This window comes from Bacteroides sp. (genome assembly GCF_028690125.1).
Taxonomy (GTDB): domain Bacteria; phylum Bacteroidota; class Bacteroidia; order Bacteroidales; family Bacteroidaceae; genus Bacteroides.
In genome coordinates, this window is the sequence record NZ_JAQVBV010000014.1 from 94,749 (window position 1) to 118,952 (window position 24,204).

General features: G+C 39.0%; 24 protein-coding genes and 1 tRNA gene. 13 read left to right on the top strand and 12 right to left on the bottom strand.

Going from position 1 to position 24,204, the window contains the following annotated elements:
* Positions 1 to 42 precede the first annotated feature (42 nt).
* Together PHO71_RS11110 and PHO71_RS11115 are read left to right on the top strand one after the other, a co-directional pair.
* On the top strand, positions 43 to 3,138 hold the full coding sequence (locus PHO71_RS11110; protein ID WP_300203159.1) for an efflux RND transporter permease subunit: 3,096 nt from the start codon (positions 43 to 45) through the stop codon (positions 3,136 to 3,138).
* Between the two features lie 13 nt (positions 3,139 to 3,151).
* A complete protein-coding gene (locus tag PHO71_RS11115; RefSeq protein ID WP_300203162.1) occupies positions 3,152 to 4,333 on the top strand; it encodes a TolC family protein in 1,182 nt (393 codons plus the stop codon).
* Between the two features lie 707 nt (positions 4,334 to 5,040).
* Here PHO71_RS11115 and PHO71_RS11120 read toward each other — a convergent pair.
* A complete protein-coding gene (locus tag PHO71_RS11120; protein WP_300203164.1) occupies positions 5,041 to 6,483 on the bottom strand; it encodes an rRNA cytosine-C5-methyltransferase in 1,443 nt (480 codons plus the stop codon).
* Between the two features lie 108 nt (positions 6,484 to 6,591).
* On the opposite strand from PHO71_RS11120, the gene PHO71_RS11125 reads away from it, so the two are divergent.
* From PHO71_RS11125 to PHO71_RS11150, 6 genes are all read left to right on the top strand, one after another.
* Complete coding sequence (locus PHO71_RS11125; RefSeq protein ID WP_300203167.1) at positions 6,592 to 7,338, top strand: DUF6249 domain-containing protein; 747 nt, start codon at positions 6,592 to 6,594, stop codon at positions 7,336 to 7,338.
* Positions 7,322 to 7,867, top strand: a complete 546-nt coding sequence (locus PHO71_RS11130; protein ID WP_300203170.1) for a sigma-70 family RNA polymerase sigma factor — start codon at positions 7,322 to 7,324, stop codon at positions 7,865 to 7,867. The genes PHO71_RS11125 and PHO71_RS11130 overlap by 17 nt, the downstream gene beginning before the upstream one ends.
* Positions 7,854 to 8,183 carry a DUF5056 domain-containing protein gene (locus PHO71_RS11135; protein ID WP_300203172.1) on the top strand — a complete coding sequence of 110 codons (330 nt, stop codon included), beginning with the start codon at positions 7,854 to 7,856 and terminating at the stop codon, positions 8,181 to 8,183. Before PHO71_RS11130 ends, PHO71_RS11135 begins: the two co-directional genes overlap by 14 nt.
* A gap of 324 nt (positions 8,184 to 8,507) precedes the next feature.
* Positions 8,508 to 9,779, top strand: coding sequence for a cardiolipin synthase (cls, locus tag PHO71_RS11140; protein ID WP_300203174.1), 1,272 nt, complete (start codon positions 8,508 to 8,510; stop codon positions 9,777 to 9,779).
* Positions 9,780 to 9,860: 81 nt separating this feature from the next.
* Positions 9,861 to 10,655, top strand: a complete 795-nt coding sequence (locus PHO71_RS11145; RefSeq protein ID WP_300203177.1) for a thymidylate synthase — start codon at positions 9,861 to 9,863, stop codon at positions 10,653 to 10,655.
* A 3-nt stretch (positions 10,656 to 10,658) separates the two neighbouring features.
* A complete protein-coding gene (locus PHO71_RS11150) occupies positions 10,659 to 11,153 on the top strand; it encodes a dihydrofolate reductase (RefSeq protein WP_300203180.1) in 495 nt (164 codons plus the stop codon).
* 14 nt (positions 11,154 to 11,167) lie between these two features.
* On the opposite strand, the gene PHO71_RS11155 is transcribed toward PHO71_RS11150, so the two are convergent.
* On the bottom strand, positions 11,168 to 11,644 hold the full coding sequence (locus PHO71_RS11155) for an Lrp/AsnC ligand binding domain-containing protein (RefSeq protein ID WP_300203183.1): 477 nt from the start codon (positions 11,642 to 11,644) through the stop codon (positions 11,168 to 11,170).
* 151 nt (positions 11,645 to 11,795) lie between these two features.
* Between PHO71_RS11155 and PHO71_RS11160 the strand changes: the two genes are divergently transcribed.
* Together PHO71_RS11160 and PHO71_RS11165 are read left to right on the top strand one after the other, a co-directional pair.
* Positions 11,796 to 13,073: an IgA Peptidase M64 gene (locus PHO71_RS11160; RefSeq protein WP_300203185.1), complete on the top strand. Its 1,278-nt coding sequence runs from the start codon at positions 11,796 to 11,798 to the stop codon at positions 13,071 to 13,073.
* Between the two features lie 63 nt (positions 13,074 to 13,136).
* Positions 13,137 to 13,673 carry a GNAT family N-acetyltransferase gene (locus tag PHO71_RS11165; protein WP_300203188.1) on the top strand — a complete coding sequence of 179 codons (537 nt, stop codon included), beginning with the start codon at positions 13,137 to 13,139 and terminating at the stop codon, positions 13,671 to 13,673.
* Positions 13,674 to 13,952: 279 nt separating this feature from the next.
* On the opposite strand, the gene PHO71_RS11170 is transcribed toward PHO71_RS11165, so the two are convergent.
* The 9 genes from PHO71_RS11170 to PHO71_RS11210 form a co-directional block, all read right to left on the bottom strand.
* Entirely contained in the window at positions 13,953 to 14,423 is a 471-nt protein-coding gene (locus PHO71_RS11170; protein WP_300203191.1) for a biopolymer transporter ExbD, read from the bottom strand.
* Between the two features lie 3 nt (positions 14,424 to 14,426).
* Complete coding sequence (locus PHO71_RS11175; protein ID WP_300203193.1) at positions 14,427 to 15,017, bottom strand: biopolymer transporter ExbD; 591 nt, start codon at positions 15,015 to 15,017, stop codon at positions 14,427 to 14,429.
* 35 nt (positions 15,018 to 15,052) lie between these two features.
* Positions 15,053 to 15,538, bottom strand: a complete 486-nt coding sequence (locus PHO71_RS11180; protein ID WP_300203196.1) for a hypothetical protein — start codon at positions 15,536 to 15,538, stop codon at positions 15,053 to 15,055.
* Between the two features lie 6 nt (positions 15,539 to 15,544).
* Entirely contained in the window at positions 15,545 to 16,351 is an 807-nt protein-coding gene (locus PHO71_RS11185; protein WP_300203199.1) for a MotA/TolQ/ExbB proton channel family protein, read from the bottom strand.
* Positions 16,352 to 16,424: 73 nt separating this feature from the next.
* Positions 16,425 to 16,512, bottom strand: a tRNA-Ser gene (locus tag PHO71_RS11190).
* A 120-nt stretch (positions 16,513 to 16,632) separates the two neighbouring features.
* Positions 16,633 to 17,412: a TatD family hydrolase gene (locus PHO71_RS11195; protein ID WP_300203202.1), complete on the bottom strand. Its 780-nt coding sequence runs from the start codon at positions 17,410 to 17,412 to the stop codon at positions 16,633 to 16,635.
* A 2-nt stretch (positions 17,413 to 17,414) separates the two neighbouring features.
* On the bottom strand, positions 17,415 to 18,125 hold the full coding sequence (locus PHO71_RS11200) for a hypothetical protein (RefSeq protein ID WP_300203204.1): 711 nt from the start codon (positions 18,123 to 18,125) through the stop codon (positions 17,415 to 17,417).
* A gap of 13 nt (positions 18,126 to 18,138) precedes the next feature.
* Positions 18,139 to 19,113 (bottom strand): polyprenyl synthetase family protein, encoded by a 975-nt coding sequence (locus tag PHO71_RS11205; RefSeq protein ID WP_300203206.1) that lies wholly within the window; start codon positions 19,111 to 19,113, stop codon positions 18,139 to 18,141.
* Positions 19,114 to 19,184: 71 nt separating this feature from the next.
* Positions 19,185 to 19,880, bottom strand: coding sequence for an energy transducer TonB (locus PHO71_RS11210; protein WP_300203208.1), 696 nt, complete (start codon positions 19,878 to 19,880; stop codon positions 19,185 to 19,187).
* Between the two features lie 230 nt (positions 19,881 to 20,110).
* On the opposite strand from PHO71_RS11210, the gene cmk reads away from it, so the two are divergent.
* The 3 genes from cmk (at position 20,111) to pfkA (ending at position 22,812) form a co-directional block, all read left to right on the top strand.
* Entirely contained in the window at positions 20,111 to 20,797 is a 687-nt protein-coding gene (gene cmk, locus PHO71_RS11215; RefSeq protein WP_300203210.1) for a (d)CMP kinase, read from the top strand.
* Positions 20,798 to 20,813: 16 nt separating this feature from the next.
* Positions 20,814 to 21,683, top strand: coding sequence for a 4-hydroxy-3-methylbut-2-enyl diphosphate reductase (locus PHO71_RS11220; RefSeq protein WP_300203212.1), 870 nt, complete (start codon positions 20,814 to 20,816; stop codon positions 21,681 to 21,683).
* A 148-nt stretch (positions 21,684 to 21,831) separates the two neighbouring features.
* On the top strand, positions 21,832 to 22,812 hold the full coding sequence (pfkA, locus tag PHO71_RS11225; protein ID WP_300203215.1) for a 6-phosphofructokinase: 981 nt from the start codon (positions 21,832 to 21,834) through the stop codon (positions 22,810 to 22,812).
* 124 nt (positions 22,813 to 22,936) lie between these two features.
* Here the strand turns inward: pfkA and PHO71_RS11230 are convergent, their stop codons facing one another.
* Complete coding sequence (locus tag PHO71_RS11230; RefSeq protein ID WP_300203217.1) at positions 22,937 to 24,187, bottom strand: PepSY domain-containing protein; 1,251 nt, start codon at positions 24,185 to 24,187, stop codon at positions 22,937 to 22,939.
* Positions 24,188 to 24,204: the final 17 nt, after the last annotated feature.

Sequence of the window (24,204 nt, forward strand, 5' to 3'; positions counted from 1 at the left end):
CTTTCCCTTCTTTTAAAAAGAGTAAGGTGAGGTTCATATAATATGCTAAATAAAATAATACATTACTCCCTTCACAATCGTTTGGTTGTGCTCTGTGCGGCTATCCTTCTGCTAATCGCAGGAACATATACCGCCATGAATACGGAAGTAGACGTATTCCCCGACCTCAATGCACCAACGGTAGTCATCATGACCGAAGCCAATGGCATGGCAGCCGAGGAGGTGGAACAACTTGTTACTTTCCCTGTTGAAACAGCAGTAAACGGAGCTACCGGAGTACGCCGCGTACGCTCATCTTCTACGAATGGTTTTTCCGTGGTATGGGTAGAATTTGACTGGGGAACAGATATTTATCTGGCACGCCAGATTGTAAGCGAAAAACTGGCCGTAGTGAGTGAATCACTCCCGGTCAATGTAGGTAAACCAACACTTGGCCCGCAATCTTCTATTTTAGGAGAAATGCTCATTGTCGGTCTGACCGCCGATTCAACTTCGATGCTCGATCTACGTACGATTGCCGATTGGACTATCCGTCCGAGACTACTATCTACAGGAGGTGTAGCACAGGTAGCTGTATTAGGTGGAGACATCAAAGAATATCAGATACAACTTGACCCTGAACGGATGCGGCACTACGGCATTTCCATGGGTGAAGTGATGACCGTAACTCAGGATATGAATCTGAACGCCAATGGTGGAGTGCTCTATGAATTCGGTAATGAATATATTGTACGTGGAGTACTTTCAACCACCCAAATTGAGCAATTAGGAAAAGCCGTGGTGAAAACAGTAAACAGTTTTCCCGTTACTTTAGAAGATATTGCCAATGTTGTTATTGGTCCGAAAGCCCCGAAACTGGGAACAGCTTCGGAACGTGGGAAAACTGCTGTACTAATGACAGTTACCAAGCAACCTGCCACCAGCACACTGGAGCTGACAGATAAACTGGAAACTTCATTGAAGGATCTACAAAAGAACCTGCCACCTGATGTTAAAGTATCAACCGATATATTCCGCCAAAGCCGTTTCATCGAGAGTTCCATAGGAAACGTGAAGAAATCGCTTTATGAAGGTGGTATCTTTGTTGTTATCGTATTGTTCTTATTTCTGGCAAATGTACGTACTACTCTTATTTCATTGGTAACACTGCCACTCTCTCTTCTCGTCTCCATACTGACATTACATTTTATGGGAATGACCATCAATACGATGAGCTTGGGAGGTATGGCTATTGCAATCGGCTCACTGGTAGACGATGCCATTGTCGATGTGGAAAACGTATACAAACGCTTAAGGGAGAATCGGTTGAAGCCGGAAGCTGAACGACTTAGTACGCTTGAAGTCGTATTTAATGCTTCCAAAGAGGTACGTATGCCTATTCTGAACTCGACACTTATTATTGTAGTAAGTTTTGTTCCGTTATTCTTCCTCAGCGGTATGGAGGGTCGTATGTTAGTTCCACTGGGTATCGCCTTCATTGTAGCATTATTTGCTTCTACAGTGGTAGCCTTGACATTGACTCCGGTACTTTGTTCGTATCTGCTAGGCAATAAAAAGACAAACAACGAAATGAAGGAATCCTTTGTAGCACGTTGGATGAAAGGTGTCTATGAAAAAGCATTAACATGGGTACTGAAACACAAACGAATTACGTTAGGTAGTACCATTGCCCTCTTCCTGGTTGCTTTGGGGTTGTTCTTCACGCTCGGACGCAGTTTCCTTCCTTCTTTCAATGAAGGTTCATTGACCATCAATATCAGTTCTCTGCCAGGTATTTCTCTGGAAGAAAGCAACAAGATGGGACATCGTGCCGAAGAATTACTGCTAAGTATACCTGAAATTCAGACGGTTGCCCGTAAAACGGGACGTGCCGAACTGGACGAACACGCACTTGGAGTAAACGTATCGGAAATCGAAGCACCATTTGAATTAAAAGACCGTTCAAGAAGCGAATTGGTTGCCGAAGTACGAGAGAAACTAAATACACTGACCGGAGCGAATATCGAAATCGGACAGCCGATTAGCCACCGTATCGACGCAATGTTGTCCGGAACAAAAGCAAATATTGCCATTAAACTGTTTGGCGACGATCTGAACAAAATGTTCTCACTCGGTAATCAGATTAAAAGCACAATCAGTGATATTCCCGGCATTGCCGACCTTAATGTAGAACAACAGATAGAACGTCCTCAGTTGAAGATTCAGCCTAAACGGGAGATTTTGGCAAAATATGGTATCACATTGCCCGAGTTTTCAGAATACGTAAATGTAGCACTCGCCGGAAAAGTAATCTCTCAAGTATACGAACAGGGGAAGAGCTTCGACCTTATCGTAAAAGTAAAAGATGATGCGCGCGACGAAATGGAGAAGATTCGTAACCTGATGATAGATACTAATGACGGACGCAAAGTTCCTTTAAACTATGTAGCCGATGTAGTATCTGCAATGGGACCGAATACTATTAACCGTGAAAATGTGAAACGGAAAATTGTGATTTCTGCCAATGTTGCCGACCGTGACCTCCGCAGTGTAGTGAATGACATTCAGCAACAGATAGATACTTCCATTAAACTACCTGAAGGATACCACATCGAATATGGCGGTCAGTTTGAGAGCGAACAAGCTGCAAGCCGGACGTTGGCATTGACTTCCTTTATCAGCATTGTAGTGATATTCTTGTTACTCTACCACGAGTTCCGCAGCGTCAAGGAATCCGGAGTAATCTTACTAAACTTACCGCTTGCATTGATCGGCGGTGTATTCGCACTACTTATTACTACAGGAGAAGTAAGTATCCCTGCTATCATCGGATTTATCTCCCTGTTCGGTATTGCTACTCGTAATGGTATGCTACTCATCAGCCACTACAACCATCTGCAAAAAGAAGAAGGTCTGGGTGTATACGATAGTGTGATCCAGGGTTCACTTGACCGTTTGAATCCTATTCTGATGACGGCATTATCTTCTGCTTTAGCTTTAATTCCATTAGCATTGGGAGGCGATCTTCCGGGTAATGAGATTCAAAGTCCGATGGCTAAAGTAATTCTGGGTGGATTATTAACCTCTACTTTCCTGAACGGATTCATTGTTCCGATTGTTTATCTGATGATGCACCGAAAAGAAAATAGAACGAATTAATAAAAAGAAAAATATGAAACGAATCATTATCATAAGCTCTGTACTTCTCGCCTTAACGGGCGGAGTACAAGCTCAAAATGGAATCGATCAGGTATTGCGTACTATTGAAACCAACAATAAAGGGTTACAGGCTAACGCACAACTGATCGCTTCGCAAAAACTGGAAGCTAAAACAGCAAACAATTTAGCCGATCCCACACTGTCATATGCTCACCTATGGGGAGCCAAAGATAAAACCGAAACAATTGGCGAACTTGTAATCTCACAAAGCTTCGATTTTCCAAGTCTTTACGTAACCCGTAATAAGCTGAACCGTCTCAAATCAGGAGCCTTCGACAGTCAAGCGGATGTTTTCCGCCAAGAGATGTTGTTGCAGGCCAAAGAGATTTGTCTGGACATCATCATGTTACGCCAGCAAAAACAAATTCTGGAAGAACGACTTCGTAATGCAAAAGGTTTATCCGAAATGTATGCCAAACGTCTGCAAACAGGAGATGCCAATGCTATTGAAACAAATAAGATCAATCTGGAATTACTGAATGTCCGTACGGAAACATCTTTAAATGAGACTACCCTGCGTAACAAATTACAAGAACTAAATGCATTGAATGGTAACACTCCTGTCGTCTTTGAAGAAACACAGTATCCGGCAACACCTCTTCCCGCTGATTATCAAATACTCAAATCGGAAGTCATAGCTGGAGACCGCACTCTATTGGCACTCGGTAATGAAAGCTTGGTAGCCCGTAAACAGATTTCAGTCAATAGATCTCAGTGGTTACCCAAATTGGAATTAGGATATCGTCGGAATACGGAAACAGGAACTCCTTTCAACGGGGTAGTTGTAGGTTTTTCCTTCCCACTTTTTGAAAACCGGAATAAAGTAAAAGTAGCCAAGGCCCAAGCATTAAATATTGATTTGCAAAAACAGAATGCCACTCTTCAGGTAGAATCGGAATTGACACAACTCTATCGGGAAGCTCAAACGCTCCATTCTTCAATGGAAGAATACCAAAAGACCTTCCAGTCACAACAAGACCTTGAACTCTTGAAAGAAGCATTAACCGGAGGTCAAATCAGCATGATTGAGTATTTTGTTGAAGTCTCAGTGCTTTATCAAAGCCATCTGAATTATCTTCAGTTAGAGAATCAATATCAGAAAGCTATGGCACGGATTTACAAAAGCAAATTATAATAAGTACGAGAGGTTCTTGTTCATATTTGGTGGTAAGTTTTTCTTCGCTCATTTATCTAACTCAATTGATGCCTGTTTTTTCTTATCAAAGCAAGCAAAAAGGAATAATTATCAACTTGGAAATAAAGAGATAAAAAATTTACCACCAAATTTTAAAAGAGCCGCACGGGGTCTAAATAAGTGTAAATAAGTATATATAATGCAAGATCATCTTTCTGTTATTCAGATGACCGCAAGGAAAAAGAATCTCTTTTTTAGAGTATATTGCAGGAGGAAATCCTTCAACAACAAGCTGATGATTCCTTTTCAAGATATATTAAACAATTACTTAAATATCCCTGCAAACAACTTTATAAAGGCACGAATTATACGGAAGGCACGTTTTTTGATTAATGAAAGCCGTGAAATCCGCACAATCCGTGCCTTCTAAAATTAATTGTATAAACTAATTCTGACGATATACTTACACCCATTGAAGTTCTTTAATACACCTGTCAGCATCTAATATAAGACTTTCCAGGGCTTATTATAGCCTATAATTGTGCCACCTCATTGGCACAACTATGCCATCCCACTGACACAACTGTGCTACCCTATTGGCACAACTCTGCCAATACGATGGCACAAACTATTCCTATAATAGCTGATAAAATCTTCTAATAGACAGACAAATTTCATCTGTCAGAAAGAAAAATACTGCCAAGGGACTATAGCGTCTTCACCTCTTCCGGCAAATATCCGCTACGAATACGCCACTCCTGAGGATAAAGATTATTGGCACGATTGCCGATATTTTTCACGAATCCCAAAGGAACGTTTCTGTAAGTAAGAAGAATATAACCGCGAAAAGCTGTCACCGGTAAGGTTATGGCCTCTTTCCGCAAATATGCGATGGCTTGTTGGTAAGTTATTTCCTCTGTAGTGAAAGCCTCTTGCCGAAAGATGGAAGTACTCATCGCCAAAGCATGAGCCGGAATCAAATCTTTACCCTTCACTTCCCCTATACGAACTCCAGCCTGAATCACTCGCAAGGATTGCTTCATAGCCACCAGCTCGTCAGCAAACAAACGGGGAAATACCTGAATCTCATTTCCTTCCGCTAATAATAGGTAGGTATCAGAAACCCCTTCATTTAGCCAACCATTGGCCATAACCAGATTCTCTTTAGAGACAAGAGAAGCAGAAGCCCCCCCTTTTTTTTCTTTCTTTTTTGAGTTCTTTCCCGTTACAGTGATATAATCAACATCCACTTCACTTTCTGTTATCGGCTTGCGTAACGCAGCTAAAAAGAAACCTTCCCCTTTTGTTTTATGAGGTAAAAAATGATATACAGGCATATGATCCTCGTTCAACAGATTACTAGTAATATTCCATTCTTCCCGAATATTTAAAGACAACAGCTCTGCTCCCAATTCTTCCCGAATCCAACATACATTTTCTTCGTCTTCTTTCGTATTGTAAGTACAAGTACTATAAACTAATATACCACCCGGTTTCAAACAAGACCATATATCTCCGATGATACGGCGTTGGCGTTGCCAACATATCTCGACATTCTCCGGACTCCATTCCTCAACAGCTACCGGATCTTTCCGAAACATTCCTTCACCGGAACAAGGGACATCAGCCAGGATAACATCAAAAAATGAAGGTAGCTTTTGAAAATCAGCCGGATCATTATTGGTTACAACAACATCCGGATTACCCCACTTCGTCAGATTCTCCGCCAGAATCTGCGAACGGTTCCGAATCACTTCATTGGCAACTAACAGACTACCTTGGGGTAGTACACTACGGGCATGAGTAGATTTTCCCCCGGGTGCAGCACAAAGGTCCAACATGATTACCGGCTCTTTGACATATTGACGAATTACCTGTTCTACAAACATGGAAGATGCCTCCTGCACGTAGTAACATCCGGCATGGAATAAAGGATCAAACGTAAAAGTCAAACGTTCATCAAGATAATATCCCTCGGAAGCCCACAGAACTTTATTTAATAGCGATTTCTCACTATCCATTTTCCATTTCACATTGTTCAAACGGATGCTGACAGGTGATTCCTGTTGCAGCGAATCAGCAAACATTTCATATTCTTCATTGCCTAGCAGAGCACGAGTATAATCGATAAAAGAAGCAGGTAAATTCATGTTTCAGTTGTTAATCTCTGCAAATATCAAAAATATTTCGTCTCTTTGCAACTTTCCATAATACTAACTACGTCTAACGATCAAAGAAACTCTTTAAAACATTATAATATGAAACGAATTCTAATTTCTTTAGTGGTCATACTGACTCTTTTCTCTTTGACCAACGCTCAACAAAACAGTACTGTAATTGCTAATACGGATACCGTCAATACTGCTGTAACCGTAATAGGTGCAGCCGATGCTGACGCAGACTCTTCTAATATCAATACAGCAAATGCCGGAATTGATACAATTACCAACACTCTTGTATCCACCACCCAAGATGCTCTTGAGAAAGGAATAATAGTTGCCATTATTAGTATTATAGCAGTATTCGGCCTTCCTGTATTTGTTTTATTCATCATATTCTTTTTCCGATACAAAAACAGAAAATCCCGTTATCATCTCGTAGAACAAGCTATTGCTGCAGGGGTACCTATTCCTGAAAATCTCATCAATGAAAACAAGCCGTCCGACCCATGTGCCACAGGCATAAAAAACACCTTCACAGGCATTGGACTTTTTGTCTTTCTTTGGGCTATCACCGGCGAATTCTCTATTGGAGCAATCGGATTACTGGTTATGTTCATGGGAATTGGAAAATGGCTGATCGGTTATAAACAACAAAAGGAACAAAAAAACGTTTCTCACCAAATAATAAAAAAAGACATTATCATAGAAGAAACAGATAAAAACAGCAACAACAATAATCAAAGCGATATTCAAACGGAGAATCCGGAAGTAGACAGTCCAAAGAACAATATTACTGAAGAAAATAACATTAAGAATAACATAAACAATGAGTCAGCTCAATGATCTATCACTGGTAGCGCAAGTTTTGGTGTTGAAAAACACCAAAGCCTTCGACCAGTTAGTGCAAAAATATCAATCGCCCATAAGGCGCTTTTTCTTGCATCTAACTTGTGGTGATAGAGAGTTGAGCGACGATTTAGCACAAGATACATTCATCAAAGCTTATACAAACCTCGCATCATTCCGAAATTTATCAAATTTCTCTACATGGCTATATCGTATTGCTTATAATGTATTTTATGATTATATTCGCAGCCGGAAAGAGACTGCAGATCTGGAAACCCGAGAGATAGATGCTATGAACTGTACCGAACAAGAAAATATAGGTCAGAAAATGGATATTTATCGATCACTTAAAGTACTCAAAGCAGTGGAACGCACTTGCATTACGCTATTCTTTATGGAAGATATAAGTATTGACAAGATAGCAGGTATTATGGGAATACCGGCAGGAACTGTAAAAAGTCACCTTTCGCGTGGAAAAGAGAAATTAGCTATTTACTTAAAACAAAATGGGTATGGCAGAAATTGATAATGATAAACTCTTGCAGGATTTCTTCTCAGAAAACAAGCAGGAAATAGCTGACAATGAATTCAGCCGTCGCGTCATGCACCACTTACCTGATCGAAACAAACGTTTGGTGCATATATGGACAAGTTGTATGATGATCTTAGGCATTGTACTTTTTGTATCGTTAGGAGGTCTTGAAGCTACCTGGAGAACTTTACAGGATGTATTCACCAACATGATCAGCCATGAAGTAGTCACTCTCGACCCTAAATCACTCATTATTACCGCTATCGTATTATTATTTATGGGGATGAAGAAAGTTTGTTCGCTCGCCTAACAAAAAATATCTTATTGATAAGTTATCATCTTTTCAGTATCAAGTGACTAGGAATGCCATATATGCAAGTAACTACTCAGATAAATTGTTCTTTGAAAATCAGGAGCATCTGTCATACTGAGCTTGTCGAAGCATTTCATCTCCTTGTATAATGAGAGAGTAAATTTTTTGTTATGTACAAAATGACAATAGTTAGCATACGTGAGTGGTTACAGATATAAAGTTATTCGTTAAAATAAGATAAAAAAGACCTTTACTTCAAGTAGCCCCAAACATAGATATAGTATCTTTGTTTCTTTGTAAACTAAAAGAGAAAAGAGAGTTTTGAAGTTACACATATTTATTTTATTTCTGTTCTTATCTTTGCTTCATGCACAGGCAGACATTGTCGATAGCCTAAAGATACAACACAGGGACTCCGTCAATATGACAAGCGACTCCCTAGTTCTGCGTTTCTTTTCAGAATCAGGTATCCCGATATCCGACAATAATAAAGTGAAACTGCTGAAAAGTGGGCACGAGAAATTTATCGACTTATTTGAAGCCATTCGAGAGGCAAAGCATCACATCCATCTGGAATATTTCAATTTCCGAAATGACTCTATAGCCAATGCTTTATTCAACCTGTTAGCCGAAAAGGTTAAAGAAGGAGTTGAAGTACGAGCTATGTTCGATGCTTTTGGAAACTGGTCGAACAATAAACCATTAAAAAAGAAACATCTTAAAAAAATTCGCCAACAAGGAATAGAAATTGTAAAATTCGATCCCTTTACTTTCCCGTATATTAACCATGCAGCACACCGAGATCATCGAAAGATTGCCGTGATTGATGGAAAAGTTGCCTATACAGGAGGAATGAACATAGCCGATTACTATATCAACGGACTTCCTAAAATCGGAACTTGGCGGGATATGCATATGCGTATCGAAGGAGATGCAGTAAACGATCTTCAGGAAATCTTTCTTACTATCTGGAACAAAGAGACAAAACAAAACATTGGCGGAGAAGCATACTTCCCGGAACATAAAGAAGTAACTGACAGCACTGATATTATGATTGCTATCGTAGATCGCACTCCGAAGAAAAACAGTCGTATGTTGAGCCATGCTTATGCCATGTCCATTTACTCAGCACAAAAGAATGTACACATCGTCAATCCTTATTTCGTCCCGACTTCTTCCATCAAAAAAGCATTGCAAAATACGATTGACCGGGGTGTGGATGTCACTATTATGGTATCATCCGCTTCCGACATTCCCTTCACCCCTGATGCGGCATTGTATAAACTACACAGATTAATGAAAAGAGGAGCAACTGTATATATGTATAATGGTGGATTCCATCACTCTAAAATCATGATGGTAGACGATCTGTTTTGTACAGTTGGCACTGCCAACTTAAATAGCCGCAGCTTGAGATACGACTATGAAACCAATGCTTTCATCTTTGATCAAAAAATCACCGAAGAACTAAATGATATGTTCCAAGAAGACATTGAGCATTGCACCAAACTTACTCCTGAGTTTTGGAAGCAACGTTCTCCCTGGAAGAAATTCGTAGGATGGTTTGCAAACCTATTCACTCCATTCTTATGAAATTCATCTTCTCTTTCCATAGCCGAATAAGAGTTTTTGTCTACCTTTGCACAAAAGAGAAAATTGTAGAACCATAGGATAATGAAACAATATTTAGACCTACTCAACCGTGTACTGACTGAAGGTACTGAAAAAAGTGACCGTACCGGCACAGGAACAATCAGCGTATTCGGTCATCAAATGCGTTTTAACCTCGACGAAGGTTTTCCATGTCTGACCACCAAAAAATTGCATCTAAAATCAATCATCTACGAGCTACTTTGGTTTCTGCAAGGAGATACAAATGTGAAATATCTGCAGGAACACGGCGTACGTATCTGGAACGAATGGGCAGATGAGAACGGAGACCTAGGTCATATTTACGGATATCAATGGCGTTCATGGCCTGATTACAATGGTGGATTCATTGACCAAATCAGCGAAGCAGTAGAAACAATCAAACACAATCCGGATTCACGACGAATTATAGTAAGTGCCTGGAATGTGGCCGACTTGAAAAACATGAACCTACCCCCCTGCCATGCTTTTTTTCAGTTTTATGTAGCCGACGGACGACTGAGTTTGCAGCTTTACCAACGTAGTGCTGACATATTCCTCGGTGTTCCTTTCAATATTGCCTCCTACGCATTATTATTGCAGATGATGGCACAAGTTACCGGACTTAAAGCGGGAGACTTCGTTCATACACTCGGAGATTCGCATATTTACCAGAATCACTTGGAACAAGTTAAACTGCAATTAACCCGTGAACCACGTTCGTTACCGCAAATGAAGATAAATCCTGATGTGAAAAACATCTTTGATTTTAAGTTTGAAGATTTCGAATTGGTAAACTATGATCCGCACCCGCATATTGCCGGGGCAGTAGCTATATAAATTATGAGTAAAATATCAATTATTGCCGCTGTAGATCGCCATATGGCAATCGGTTTTGAGAACAAACTATTATTCTGGTTACCGAACGACTTGAAACGTTTTAAGGCATTGACCACAGGAAATACGATTATCATGGGACGAAAGACCTTTGAATCACTTCCTAAAGGTGCACTTCCTAACCGAAGAAACATTGTATTATCCTCCAATCCTAATCTGCAATGCGAAGGAGCAGAGGTCTTCACATCTCTCGAATCAGCGTTGAACAATTGCCGCGAAAATGAGCAAGTATATATCATAGGAGGAGCAAGTATCTATAATCAGGCACTTGCTGTAGCCGATGAGCTTTGTCTGACGGAAATAGACAGTATTGCTCCACAAGCAGATGCTTTCTTCCCCGAAGTATTGCCAACAATATGGCATGAAAAAAGCAGAGAAGCTCATCCTGTGGATGAGAAACATCTCTGCGCGTATGCTTTCGTCGATTACGTTAGGAAGTAAAATAAAGTCTACAATTAATCTTCATCTACATCCACCATAATCGGCATTTGCCGTTTAATGGCTTCATGGAAGGAGATTAACGTTTCAGTACGTGCCAATCCCAAAGGTTGCAATTTATCATGAATGATACTTAGCAAATGATGGTTATTCTTGGCATAAATCTTGATAAACATATCATATTTACCAGTAGTGAAATGACACTCTACCACCTCAGGAATAGCTTTCAATGCCTTTGTAACCGAATCAAATGATTCAGGGTCTTTCAGATATATACCAATATAAGCACAAGTTTCATATCCTATTTTCTCGGGATCAATAACATATTCTGATCCCTTCAGTATTCCTAAGTTAGTCAATTTCTGAATGCGTTGGTGAATCGCTGCACCAGAAACATCACATGCTCTCGCCACCTCCAAGAAAGGAATACGTGCATTTGCTGCAATCAGTTTCAGAATCTGCTCATCTAAAGCATCCAATTGATGATGTCCCATGTTGAATCAAATTGTTTTAATTAGTGAATCTTTTATGCAAAGTTAGCGATTTTCCGACAACAAATACTATAAATTATTACTTTTATTTCCAAATATCGGATAAGTCATCAATAGTTTGTACCTTTGTCAAAAACATAAATATACCATTTATATGAAACATTTTTACTGTATACTTCTCTCCTTGTTAGTAATAACAGGAAGCTATGCACAAAATTTTTCCGATCACTTCCTAGATAAAACACTTCGGGTAGATTATATCTTTACCGGAGATGTTAATCAGCAAGCCATTGTTTTGGACGAGTTGTCAGAGCTACCAACCTGGGCAGGACGTCGCCACCATTTATCAGAAATTCCTTTAGAAGGCAACGGCCAAATTATCGTGAAAGATCTGTCTACCAAACAATGTATCTATAAAACCTCCTTCTCTTCTTTATTTCAAGAATGGCTATCAACTGATGAAGCAAAACATACCACCAAAGGATTTGAAAATAGCTTCCTTCTTCCCTACCCCAAGCAACCGGTAGAAGTTGAAATTACTTTATTTAATCCACGTAAAGAAGTAATGACGAGCTTCAAGCATATTGTCCGTCCCGATGACATACTGATTCATAAAAGAGGAACCTCACACGTTACTCCACACCAATATTTACTCCAAAGTGGTAATGAGAAAGATTGTATAGATGTTGCGATCCTCGCCGAAGGATACACTGAAAAAGAAATGGATATCTTTTATCAGGATGCGCAAAAAGCCTGTGAAAGCATATTTTCTCACGATCCATTCCGCTCAAAGAAAAACAAGTTTAATATTATAGCAGTAGCCAGTCCATCCATAGATAGCGGCGTTAGCGTTCCTCGTGAAAATCAATGGAAACAAACAGCAGTTCAGTCTCACTTTGACACTTTCTATTCGGATCGCTATTTAACTACTAGCCGGGTGAAATCAATTCATAATGCATTGGCAGGCATTCCGTATGAACACGTCATCATTCTTGCCAATACAGATGTATATGGTGGAGGAGGTATCTACAATTCATATACGCTGACTACTGCACATCATCCCATGTTTAAGCCGGTTGTAGTCCATGAATTCGGACATAGTTTCGGAGGATTGGCAGACGAATATTTCTATGAAGATGATGTCATGACAGATACCTATCCTTCTAATATAGAACCATGGGAACAGAACATTACTACCCTTATAGACTTTTCATCTAAATGGAAAGATATGCTCACTTCCAATACTCCAATCCCAACACCTGTTTCTCAAAAAGAAAAGTATTCGGTAGGAGTTTACGAAGGAGGTGGGTATTCTGCCAAAGGTATTTATCGTCCAGCCTTCAATTGTCGAATGAAAACAAATGAACATCCGGAATTTTGTCCTGTCTGCCAACGTGCTATAAGCCGCATGATTGACTTTTATGTTCCTTAATTGTGATATAAATACAGAGAATTTAAAAAAACAATATTATTGTCTAACTCAACATCAAGACTTATGATCAGACTTCAACCGATTAGTACATCAGACATTCAACATTACAAATTCATGGAAGAACTCCTGATAGATTCATTTCCGCCCGAGGAGTATCGCCAACTGGAAGAATTACGTGAATATACTGACCGAATAGGTAACTTTCATAATAATATTATCTTTGATGATGAACTGCCTATCGGCTTCATCACTTACTGGGATTTCGAACATTTCTATTATGTAGAACATTTTGCAACTAATCCCGCACTACGAAATGGAGGTTATGGCAAGCGTACATTAGAGTTTTTATGCAATTATTTAAAGCTTCCTATCGTCTTAGAAGTTGAACGACCGGTAGAAGAAATGGCTAAGCGCCGTATTAATTTCTACCAACGTCAAGGTTTTACATTATGGGAAAAAGATTATCACCAACCTCCATATAAACCAGGAGATAGTTTTCTGCCAATGTATCTTATGGTACATGGTGCACTAGATTGCAGAAAAGATTTCGAAGAAGTAAAAGACAAACTCTATACCGAAGTTTACGGAGTAAAACGTTAAGAGAAAAAGAGAAACGCGTACGGTGTTTTGAAAAAAGATTGAAATGTTTGAATTCCTAGGAGGAATCAGCCTATTATCTTCGGAATGCTTTTGAAAAGACATTGAGATATTTGAATGTAATCATTGAGAATATCTAGACAGAGAACTAAAAGAAGTAATACAATTCATTAAGTTTTCTACTTGCTTCATTATAAAACCAAAATTTAAATAACGGTTAGAAAAAAGAAAGGGGTAACCATTTAGTGGATACCCTTTCTTTTATATATCAAAATTAACTAATTATTTCTTATCACGTTTATTGGAAGAATAGTTAATCTTTAATGCATAAGCTTGTCTAAGTGCATTTTTCACATCAGTAACAATACCCATCTTAGTGCCTTGGTCTACCTTCAAAGATACAGTCATCTTCCCTTGATCGCCCTCACTCATGCTCGAACGTTCTTGAAAAATAAAATCTCCTATCTGTCCAATTTCAGCATAAGCGTCATTCAACTGAATACGACTTTCCGTACCCATTTTTCCACGGTATTCATCAGTAGGTTCACCTACATAGATGAATGTTACCAGCGACTTCTTCTCCAACTTCTCGAGTTCAGTTCCCTTAGGGAGGTCAATCTTAACCTTTAAAGTAACTTCACGCATTGTTGTTACAATCATAAAGAAGAACAACAAGGTAAAGATAAGGTCAGGCAACGAAGAAGTATTCAATGCCGGCATTTCACGTTTACCAGTCTTATTAAATTTTCCCATTACTTATCTTCTGTTTTCTCCGTGTTTTTTAGGTTCTGCCTCAGAAATTCTCTGTGGATAAACTTCACGAATAGCTTTTTGTTCTTTTTCGTTCAAATCCGCATATGGTCTCTGCCATTTTTCTTTAGCTAATTCATCTCTCAACTCGTTGTATGCAGCAACTAATTCATTCTGCACACTAATATATGCCTGATATGAAGTACCACGGTCATTCTGCAAAGAAATTACATGCTTATCATTAATAAGTGTCGTACCTAGGAAATCCACATTTTTTTGTGTCTTCTCCGGTTTATTTGCATCATTATTAACATTGGCAATAAATTCTTTGGCTCTAGCTCTCAATTCATCAATACCAATATAATCACTTCCACACATCAAAGCATCATCTTTATTTAGATATACTTGAAGAATATTGCGTTCTTTAATCTTATTGGTATTATCCTCTTGTTTTTCAGGTGGAGGCGGCAAAAGTCTTGCTAAACCTTGGTCCGTATCCATTGATGTTGTAATCAAGAAGAAGATAAGCAATAAGAAAGCTATATCCGCCGTAGAACTGGAGTTAATATCAGGAACTTTTCTTTTTCCTCTAGCCATTTTAATTACTTTTTAAATTGAGTTTCCCCAATTGATTATGATATTTTTTTCCTTATACCACTCACAATGATTGCAACTACTGTTACAAACAACAGAATGTAAATAGAATAAAGGAACATATCAGTTATCTTCAGCCAGAAAGGAACGTTATCTGCACCGTCATAACCGCGGATATACATCGGAGTTCCATCTCCTATAGCCCAAGCTATGAACAAAATTACAACCAAAAGAATCAAGCCAAGTAAAGACCTGACAGCATTGGTCGGATTATCTTTCAAAGCTGCACCAAATTGGAATATTGCTGCAACAATCGTCGTTGCAATAGCTACCCCAAACAAGACATACATCAAATATAGTAAAGCATCTGTTTGAGCCGGCTGCCACATTTCGGGATCAATTCCCGGAATCGCTGAATCGCCCGTTGCACTTCCTCCTAAGAAGAACAGCACCATAACGATCAGGATAATGGCAAACATCGCATACAATGCATAATACGATGCTTTATATGTAAGTTTACTCATCTCGAATTATTTTTTGTATTTCAGATTATATTTGATTACCATATCAAGCAAAGAGATAGAAGAATCTTCCATTTCACTTGTAAGAGCCTCAATTTTAGAAAGAATATAGTTATAGAATACCTGAAGAATCAAAGCAACGATCAAACCGAAGATTGTTGTAATCAAGGCAACTTTCATACCACCTGCTACAACTGTCGGAGAGATATCACCTACTTGTTGAATCTTATCAAATGCCTGCACCATACCGATTACAGTACCCAAGAATCCGAGTGATGGAGCCATTGCGATAAACAGTGTGATCCAAGAACATCCTTTTTCAAGGTAACCGGCTTGTACACCACCATAAGATACTACAGACTTTTCAACAACATCAATACCTTGATCGATTCTCATCAAACCTTGATAGTAGATAGAAGCAACCGGACCTCTGGTATTACGTGCGATGTCTTTAGCAGCTTCAACGTCACCTTTTTCTAAAGCAGCTTCGATAGATGCCATAAATTTCTTAGTGTTGATTTCAGCCAAACTCAGGTAAATAATACGTTCGATACAGAAAGCCAAACCGATAACCAAAGCAATAGCAACCAAACTCATGAATGATGCAGTACCTTCAATGAATTTAATTTTAATTTCTTTGTGAATACCAGTTTCTTCTGGAGCAGGAGCAGGAGCCTGAGTAGCAGCCGGAGCAACAGCCGGTGCAGCCTGTTGTTCAGTTTGTTCTGCTGCAGGAGCATCTTGAGCCTGAGCAAGTTGAGTTGAGCCAAACGCTAAGGCCCCAATCACAGCAACAATTGCAAATAACTTTTTCATTGTGTGTCTAATTTTTAAGATTAATTAATTAATTATTATTTATTGTATTTACTTCATGTCCTTTTTCATCCTGCGGAGAGAGGGGGATTCGAACCCCCGATACACTTTTGGCGTATACACGCTTTCCAGGCGTGCCTCTTCAACCACTCGAGCATCTCTCCCTACAGTTTTTTCAAAATTTCAGCTACAAATGTATCCTTTTTTTTCTTTTCATAAAGCATTATCCCTTTTTTATCTTGAATAAATACTGCAAATTAATATAATTTAAAACCTTTCGAAGCTTATTTGGAGATTCCAAACACTTTTAATGCGTTTTCTGAAGTGACCTGTGAAACGCGCTCCAAACTCACTTGATAGATTTCCGCCACCTTCGAAAAAGTATCTTTTATATTCGCACTTTCATTTCGCTTTCCACGATTCGGAACAGGTGTTAGATAAGGAGAATCTGTTTCAAGTACCAAGCGTTCTAATGGAACTGATGACAACAGGATTTCGGGCAAAACTGACTTTTTAAAAGTAACCACTCCATTAATCCCTATCATGAATTGCTCAAAATCCAAACATTTCACAGCTTCCTCCAATGTCCCTGTAAAACTATGAAAAACACCTCGTAAAGCAGTATTTTTATAGGGTTCCATTACCTTATATATATAGTCAAAAGCCTCTCGAGAATGGATTACTATTGGCAAATCATATTCAAGTGCCCATTCAATCTGCTTCTCAAAAGCCAAAAGTTGTTCTTTCAAAAACGTTTTGTCCCAATATAAATCGAGTCCTATTTCTCCTATTGCTATAAAATTATTAGGGGCTGACAGATGTTCATAAACAATAGCTAATTCTTCCTTATACGCTTCATTCACCGAAGTTGGATGCAATCCAATCATTGGGAAACAAAAATCCGGGAAATCTTCACATACTGCTAACATCGATTCAATAGTGGTACTATCAATATTAGGCATAAAAATATACGAAACTCCAGCTTGACGAGCACGTTCTATCACCTGTGGTAAATCTTTGGAAAATTCTTCTAAAAAAAGATGAGAGTGAGTATCTATCAACATATTCAATCGTTTTCTTCTACCTTTACTTTTTCACCCGAACGATAATAATACACTAGTCCATAATCCCGGCATTTCTCCATTCGGTCTTCATTTGGAGTTACTTCTTGAAATTTAGTTTCAACTTGATTCCATATATCAAGAATTAATTCATCTGCACGCTCGCGCATAGAAGCAAGTTGCTCCAAACTACGATTAGTCAAAGCCTGATAAGCTTTCTGCCGCTCATAACTATCTAAAAAAATATCATAATGTACTTTTACACGTGCAACAGTCGGATTATAGATAGGTATACCACCCTGAGCAATTCGCTGTTGTTCACCTTCAATAACCTTCCGTCCCCATTCTACCAATGTCACCTCACTAAATAAATCCGGTACAACATTTACTCTTGGCAATCCATACAGATCTTTATGCCCGACTTTTATTTCATCACGGAGCACAGCCAGATTAAGTACTTGAATGAAATGAGAAATATATAACCGAGCCATTTTTACATTCGCCTGATGTTTTCGACTTGCCTTCGACTGATTCTCATAACATTGCATATAATAAACCTGAGCAGTTTCAAATTTCCGCAAAAAATTACGAGCTTCAAATAAAGTATTCAATGTAATAGCTAAATCACGTACATTATAAACATCACCCTTTCCGACGGCCGCTTTAAGCGCCCGCACCCTGGCTTGATCCGTATTTGGTAATCGTCTATAAGGCATATCTTTAACTCAGTTACATTTCACGATACATTAGTAACTTTACCAAGTTTTTTAATTCTTTCTTTTTTTCTTCGGTAACCACAACTGCTTCCAGGCTTTCCATAGCAAGTGTATAATATTCGCGCATTTTATTTTCACAGACACCACGAATATTCAATTCATTATAAAGTGCAGTTACAGCATTGATTTTTTCGGCAGGATCATAAGTCACTGCATTCAACCACTGATTTAATTCTTCACTTTGCTTATCATTGGCTCGTTCCAACGCTTTTATCAGCATATATGTTTTCTTGTTGCAAAGAATATCTCCACCTATTTTTTTTCCGAATACTTCCGGATCTCCATATACATCAAGTAAATCATCCTGTAATTGAAATGCTACTCCTATCTGCATACCAAAATTATACAGATTTGTAGCATCTTCGTTAGATGCTCCTGCCAAAACAGCCCCAATTTTAAGACTGGCAGCAAGTAATACAGCCGTTTTTAACCGGATCATTTCTATATATTCACCTTCTGCTACATCACTTCTCGATTCAAATTCCATATCTAACTGCTGTCCTTCACAAATTTCAAGTGCAGTCAAACTAAACAAGTCCATCACCTCTTTTAAATACATCGGTGTAGATGCAGACATATATTGATAAGCCAACACCAACATTGCATCTCCCGATAATATTGCAGTATTATCATTCCAGACTTTGTGTACAGTAGGTTTACCTCTGCGAACATCTGCACAATCCATCAAATCATCATGTAGCAATGTGTAATTATGATAAATTTCAATGCCTGTAGCCGGATCATAGATTGAAGAAATATCCTCACGATACAGATTATAAGCCATCAACATCAACACGGGACGTATCCGTTTTCCACCCAAGGAAAGAACATATTCAACCGGTTCATAAAGTCCTTTGGGACTGCGAGTAAATTGAATATCTGAAATATAGTTATTTATTTTATCAAGTAATTGAGAGGCTGTAAACATGGTAGTAACAAAGATTAGTGAATAAAAAGAGGCTGCTTCCGGCAGCCTCTTTATTTATGATAGGATACAAATTACTGCAATCTAAACGTTACAGGAACGGTATATTTAACACGAACAGGCTTACCACGCTGCTTACCCGGTGTCCATTTCGGCATGGTATTAATCACACGGAGGGCTTCCTTATCCAAGTATGGATCAACACTACGCATAACCAATGCATCCACAATACTACCATCTTTATTTACAACGAACTGTACAATAACACGACCTTGAGTACCTTGTTCCTGTGCAATAGTAGGATACTTAATGTTTTTACCTAAATACTGCATTAAAGCAGCTTGTCCACCCGGGAATTCCGGCATTTGTTCTACAACCTCAAAGATAGTCTGTTCTTCCGGTTCTTCTTCGACAACTTGCACTGGTACATATTTCACTTCAGCTTTTGGCTTAGTAGGCAAATTATCTTCGGTAAGAATGTCGGTTGATTCTTCCACATCCGAGTTGTCATCTACAATCTCCAACAATTCAGCCACTTTCGGAGCTTCAGCAGGTGGCGGAGCAATCGGGTCTGGTGGAGTTTCAGTGATAGGCATAATTTCCTCCTCAAATTGAACTTCAGTTACAGCCTGAGTCATATCAATTTTCACGTCACGTTTAGTCCATTCGAACGCTACGAACATGAAAGCCAATACAATCACGTAACCGATTAGCAGCCATGTAGACTTCTTGCCTTCCAGGTCTGCTTTGGGTGATTTTTTAACTTCCATAAAATTAATTAATATAATTGATTTAAAAAAAAAGTGTCTATATCAGTGTCTTTGGGCAAATATAGTACATTTTCAGATAACCATTCCCTTCTATATATCTTTTTATCAGGGTTTTTAACTTTTTTAAATTTTCAGGCGTTCCGCTTCAAAGCTTTTATAAGCAAATGTAAGATCGTTTTTCAAAATAACCTGTATCTTTGGCGAACTAAATTAGAAGAATTTATCAAGATATGAAAAAAATAACTATCGCAATCGACGGCTTTTCCTCTTGTGGAAAAAGTACAATGGCAAAAGACCTTGCTAAAGCAGTGGGATATATCTATATTGACAGTGGTGCAATGTACCGCGCAGTCAGTTTATACAGCATAGAAAATGGGATTTTCAACGGGAATAATATTGATACTGAGAAGCTGAAGCTGAATATTCATAATATTCAGATTTCTTTTAAGTTGAACCCGGAGACAGGACGTCCGGACACCTATCTTAATGGAGTTAATGTAGAAAGTCAAATCCGCACAATGGAAGTTTCGTCTAAAGTTAGTCCAATCAGTGCCCTCGACTTTGTACGCAAAGCAATGGTGACCCAACAACAAGCTATGGGGAAAGAGAAAGGTATTGTAATGGATGGACGGGATATCGGTACAACTGTTTTCCCTGATGCCGAATTAAAAATCTTCGTGACAGCTTCACCGGAAATTCGCGCACAACGCCGTTACGATGAGTTGAAAGGTAAAGGACAAGAAGCCAGTTTCGACGATATATTGGAAAATGTCAAACAACGAGATTATATTGACCAACACCGAGAGGTGAGTCCGCTACGTAAAGCAGATGACGCTCTACTATTGGATAATACAAACCTGACTATCGAAGAACAAAAGGAATGGTTGTTTGAGCAATTCAATAAAGTCACAAGATAGTTTATTCATTAAGTATATGATTAAGGTAGAAATCGACGAAGGGTCCGGCTTTTGCTTTGGTGTGGTCACAGCCATTAATAAAGCAGAAGAAGAACTAACCAAAGGCGAAACGCTTTATTGCCTAGGAGATATTGTACATAATAGCAGAGAAGTGGAACGGCTCAAAGAGATGGGACTGATCACTATCAATCACGATGAATTTAAGCAGTTACGAAATGCTAAAGTACTACTTCGTGCACACGGAGAGCCACCTGAAACTTACATGATTGCCCGTGAAAACAATATAGAAATTATTGACGCAACTTGTCCCGTAGTTCTACGTCTGCAAAAACGTATCAAACAAGGGTTTCTTGAAGATGATCAAAAAGAAAAGCAAATTGTTATTTATGGAAAAAACGGACATGCAGAAGTGTTGGGATTAGTAGGACAAACCGATGGACAGGCAATTGTCATCGAAAAAGCAGAAGAAGTCAGAAAGCTGGATTTCAGTAAGAGTATCCGCCTTTTTTCACAAACAACGAAGTCACTCGATGAGTTTCAGGAAATTGTAGAATATATCAAACAGCATATCTCATCTGAAGCTACTTTCGAGTATTATGATACGATCTGTCGCCAGGTTGCAAACCGAATGCCGAAACTCCGCGAATTTGCAGCTTCTCATGATCTGATATTTTTCGTTAGTGGAAAGAAAAGCTCAAATGGAAAAATGTTATTTGAAGAATGTTTAAAAGTCAATCCTAATTCTCACCTGATTGATAACGAGGAAGAGATTGATGTCTCTTTGGTCGCAAATGTAACATCCATCGGAGTATGTGGGGCAACTTCCACTCCAAAATGGTTAATGGAAAAAATATCACGTTACATTCATACTTTAATAAAAGAATAAGGAACTCAGTAACAAAGAATAAATAGAAAGAAGAAAAGTGCTATTTGAACTATTTTAATGTTTTCTTCATACGAAAACGAAGTTCTGAAATACCGTTTTCAACTTTTTATTGTACTTTTGTCGGGTCAAACTAAATAAAAAGATTGTTATGGGAACAGTTAAGTGTATAGGTTTATTGACTTCCGGTGGTGATGCCCCGGGAATGAATGCTGCTATTCGTGCGGTAACACGTGCAGCTATCTATAACGGATTACAAGTTAAAGGTATATACAGAGGGTACAAAGGTCTGGTTACAGGTGAAATCAAAGAGTTTAAAAGTCAAAACGTGAGTAATATCATCCAACTTGGTGGAACTATCTTGAAAACGGCTCGTTGCCAAGAGTTCACGACCCCTGAAGGTCGCCAAATTGCTTACGATAATATGAAAAAAGAAGGAATAGACGCTTTGGTGATCATTGGTGGTGACGGTTCTCTGACGGGTGCACGTATTTTTGCACAAGAATTTGACGTTCCTTGTATCGGGCTGCCGGGAACGATTGACAACGACCTTTACGGCACAGATACGACTATCGGATACGATACAGCTTTGAATACGATATTGGATGCAGTAGATAAAATCCGCGATACAGCAACTTCACATGAACGTTTGTTCTTTGTTGAAGTTATGGGGCGTGATGCCGGGTTTCTTGCATTGAATGGTGCAATTGCATCAGGTGCAGAAGCTGCAATTATCCCGGAGTTCAGTACGGAAGTAGACCAACTGGAAGAATTTATTAAGAATGGGTTCCGTAAATCTAAGAATAGTAGTATCGTGTTGGTGGCAGAAAGTGAGCTTACCGGAGGTGCGATGCACTATGCAGAACGGGTAAAGAATGAGTATCCACAATATGATGTACGTGTAACGATTTTAGGTCACTTACAACGTGGTGGAAGCCCTACGGCACATGACCGCATTTTGGCTAGCCGTTTAGGTGCAGCAGCCATTGATGCTATTATGGAAGACCAGCGTAACGTAATGATCGGCATTGAACATGATGAGATTGTTTATGTACCATTTAGTAAAGCTATCAAGAACGACAAACCTATCAAAAGAGATCTTGTCAATGTATTGAAAGAGCTTTCTATTTAAATGAGAAGTAAAAAGATATAGAGAACGGTGGACAACTGCAAAAAAACAGATTGTCCACCGTTCTTTTTTATCATTCATTCTATGTTCTTTCTTTTTCTCTAGTTGTAGACAAAGAGACAGTTACTCACTTCTTTTTATTCATTATTCTTCTTGCCCACAAGTAATAGCCGGTCAGCGGTAATGTAGCTCCAAGTAATGCAGCCAAAAAAGTGAGTATTCGGGTTAGCATTCCTCCCCAATCACCGATATGCACAGAATAAATCCATCCACGAATTTTTCCAGCCTTGTCCTGATACTGATACAAACTCGTTTCCGTAATCTCACCATTATCTTTATTAAAGGTATAGCGATCGGCAGCACGTTGATTTCCAAAACGGTTGAAAGAGACATTAGCGCTACCGGAAGAAACAGTGATTTTTTTATACTCAGGATTCCGGCGACTTAACTCATCGTATATTTGTTGCCAATAAGCAAAAGCAGAAGGAGTCACTTGTTCGTGCAATTCATCATGCTGCTTTTTAGAGTGGGCATTCCCATTGTGTCGCTTCTCTGAAACTTCTTTTCCTCTATGCCCATGCTCAAGTTCACTACCTTCTTCTGTTCTTTTACTACCATGTTGAGCTAATGTACCATCTCCTTTTTGAGGATATCCACTCTGTTGTTGTCCTCCATGATTAGCTTGTTGTTGAACTTCTGCACCAAAAACCTTGTAAAAGGCAGTCCGATACCACGGGAAAGACCATGTTAATCCTGTCAGTGCCATAGCTAACAACAGGATAAAGCCATACATACCTCCTGCGATATGCAAATCATACCAGAATCTTTTCCAACCTTTACTAGAAGATATCTTCAAACTACTTTTGAGAGCTTTACGCGTACGTGGCCACCAAATAACAACTCCGGAAATAAGCACAATAACAAATAGTAACGTACTAACCCCTACTATCAGCTTACCTGCAAATACGCCTCCGTTCGGATTGATACTATCCAGTAGCCACCGATGCATCCGAAACATAAACATAAAAAAAACGCTACGCTGACTTTTCCCCATTACTTCTCCCGTATATTGATCTACATATAGGGAAGAACGACGTGGTTTGGATAAACTAACCTGATAAGTTCGTTCTGGATCAGAAGAAATACTAACACCTGTTAGGGAAACACTATCCGGAAGTGTTGTGCCTATTTTTTCAAGCAATTGATTGATAGGAAGCGGAGTTGTATCTACTCTTTTCACAAAGTATAGTTCACGGTGGCATAGTTCGTTTACCTCATCTTCAAATACCAGCATAGCACCAGAAAAACAGATAAGAGTGATAATCAGTCCAAAAGGGACTGACAGCCACAGATGAATTTGTCGAAAAAGTTTTTTCATTGAGTTTGTTTGAGTAC

Bases quoted from the DNA above. Each gene is read 5' to 3' on its own strand.
- PHO71_RS11110 (WP_300203159.1), top strand. From the start codon at position 43: ATGCTAAATAAAATAATACATTACTCCCTTCACAATCGTTTGGTTGTG.
- PHO71_RS11115 (WP_300203162.1), top strand. From the start codon at position 3,152: ATGAAACGAATCATTATCATAAGCTCTGTACTTCTCGCCTTAACGGGC.
- PHO71_RS11120 (WP_300203164.1), bottom strand. From the start codon at position 6,483: ATGAATTTACCTGCTTCTTTTATCGATTATACTCGTGCTCTGCTAGGC.
- PHO71_RS11125 (WP_300203167.1), top strand. From the start codon at position 6,592: ATGAAACGAATTCTAATTTCTTTAGTGGTCATACTGACTCTTTTCTCT.
- PHO71_RS11130 (WP_300203170.1), top strand. From the start codon at position 7,322: ATGAGTCAGCTCAATGATCTATCACTGGTAGCGCAAGTTTTGGTGTTG.
- PHO71_RS11135 (WP_300203172.1), top strand. From the start codon at position 7,854: ATGGCAGAAATTGATAATGATAAACTCTTGCAGGATTTCTTCTCAGAA.
- PHO71_RS11145 (WP_300203177.1), top strand. From the start codon at position 9,861: ATGAAACAATATTTAGACCTACTCAACCGTGTACTGACTGAAGGTACT.
- PHO71_RS11150 (WP_300203180.1), top strand. From the start codon at position 10,659: ATGAGTAAAATATCAATTATTGCCGCTGTAGATCGCCATATGGCAATC.
- PHO71_RS11155 (WP_300203183.1), bottom strand. From the start codon at position 11,644: ATGGGACATCATCAATTGGATGCTTTAGATGAGCAGATTCTGAAACTG.
- PHO71_RS11160 (WP_300203185.1), top strand. From the start codon at position 11,796: ATGAAACATTTTTACTGTATACTTCTCTCCTTGTTAGTAATAACAGGA.
- PHO71_RS11165 (WP_300203188.1), top strand. From the start codon at position 13,137: ATGATCAGACTTCAACCGATTAGTACATCAGACATTCAACATTACAAA.
- PHO71_RS11170 (WP_300203191.1), bottom strand. From the start codon at position 14,423: ATGGGAAAATTTAATAAGACTGGTAAACGTGAAATGCCGGCATTGAAT.
- PHO71_RS11175 (WP_300203193.1), bottom strand. From the start codon at position 15,017: ATGGCTAGAGGAAAAAGAAAAGTTCCTGATATTAACTCCAGTTCTACG.
- PHO71_RS11180 (WP_300203196.1), bottom strand. From the start codon at position 15,538: ATGAGTAAACTTACATATAAAGCATCGTATTATGCATTGTATGCGATG.
- PHO71_RS11185 (WP_300203199.1), bottom strand. From the start codon at position 16,351: ATGAAAAAGTTATTTGCAATTGTTGCTGTGATTGGGGCCTTAGCGTTT.
- PHO71_RS11195 (WP_300203202.1), bottom strand. From the start codon at position 17,412: ATGTTGATAGATACTCACTCTCATCTTTTTTTAGAAGAATTTTCCAAA.
- PHO71_RS11200 (WP_300203204.1), bottom strand. From the start codon at position 18,125: ATGCCTTATAGACGATTACCAAATACGGATCAAGCCAGGGTGCGGGCG.
- PHO71_RS11205 (WP_300203206.1), bottom strand. From the start codon at position 19,113: ATGTTTACAGCCTCTCAATTACTTGATAAAATAAATAACTATATTTCA.
- PHO71_RS11210 (WP_300203208.1), bottom strand. From the start codon at position 19,880: ATGGAAGTTAAAAAATCACCCAAAGCAGACCTGGAAGGCAAGAAGTCT.
- cmk (WP_300203210.1), top strand. From the start codon at position 20,111: ATGAAAAAAATAACTATCGCAATCGACGGCTTTTCCTCTTGTGGAAAA.
- PHO71_RS11220 (WP_300203212.1), top strand. From the start codon at position 20,814: ATGATTAAGGTAGAAATCGACGAAGGGTCCGGCTTTTGCTTTGGTGTG.
- pfkA (WP_300203215.1), top strand. From the start codon at position 21,832: ATGGGAACAGTTAAGTGTATAGGTTTATTGACTTCCGGTGGTGATGCC.
- PHO71_RS11230 (WP_300203217.1), bottom strand. From the start codon at position 24,187: ATGAAAAAACTTTTTCGACAAATTCATCTGTGGCTGTCAGTCCCTTTT.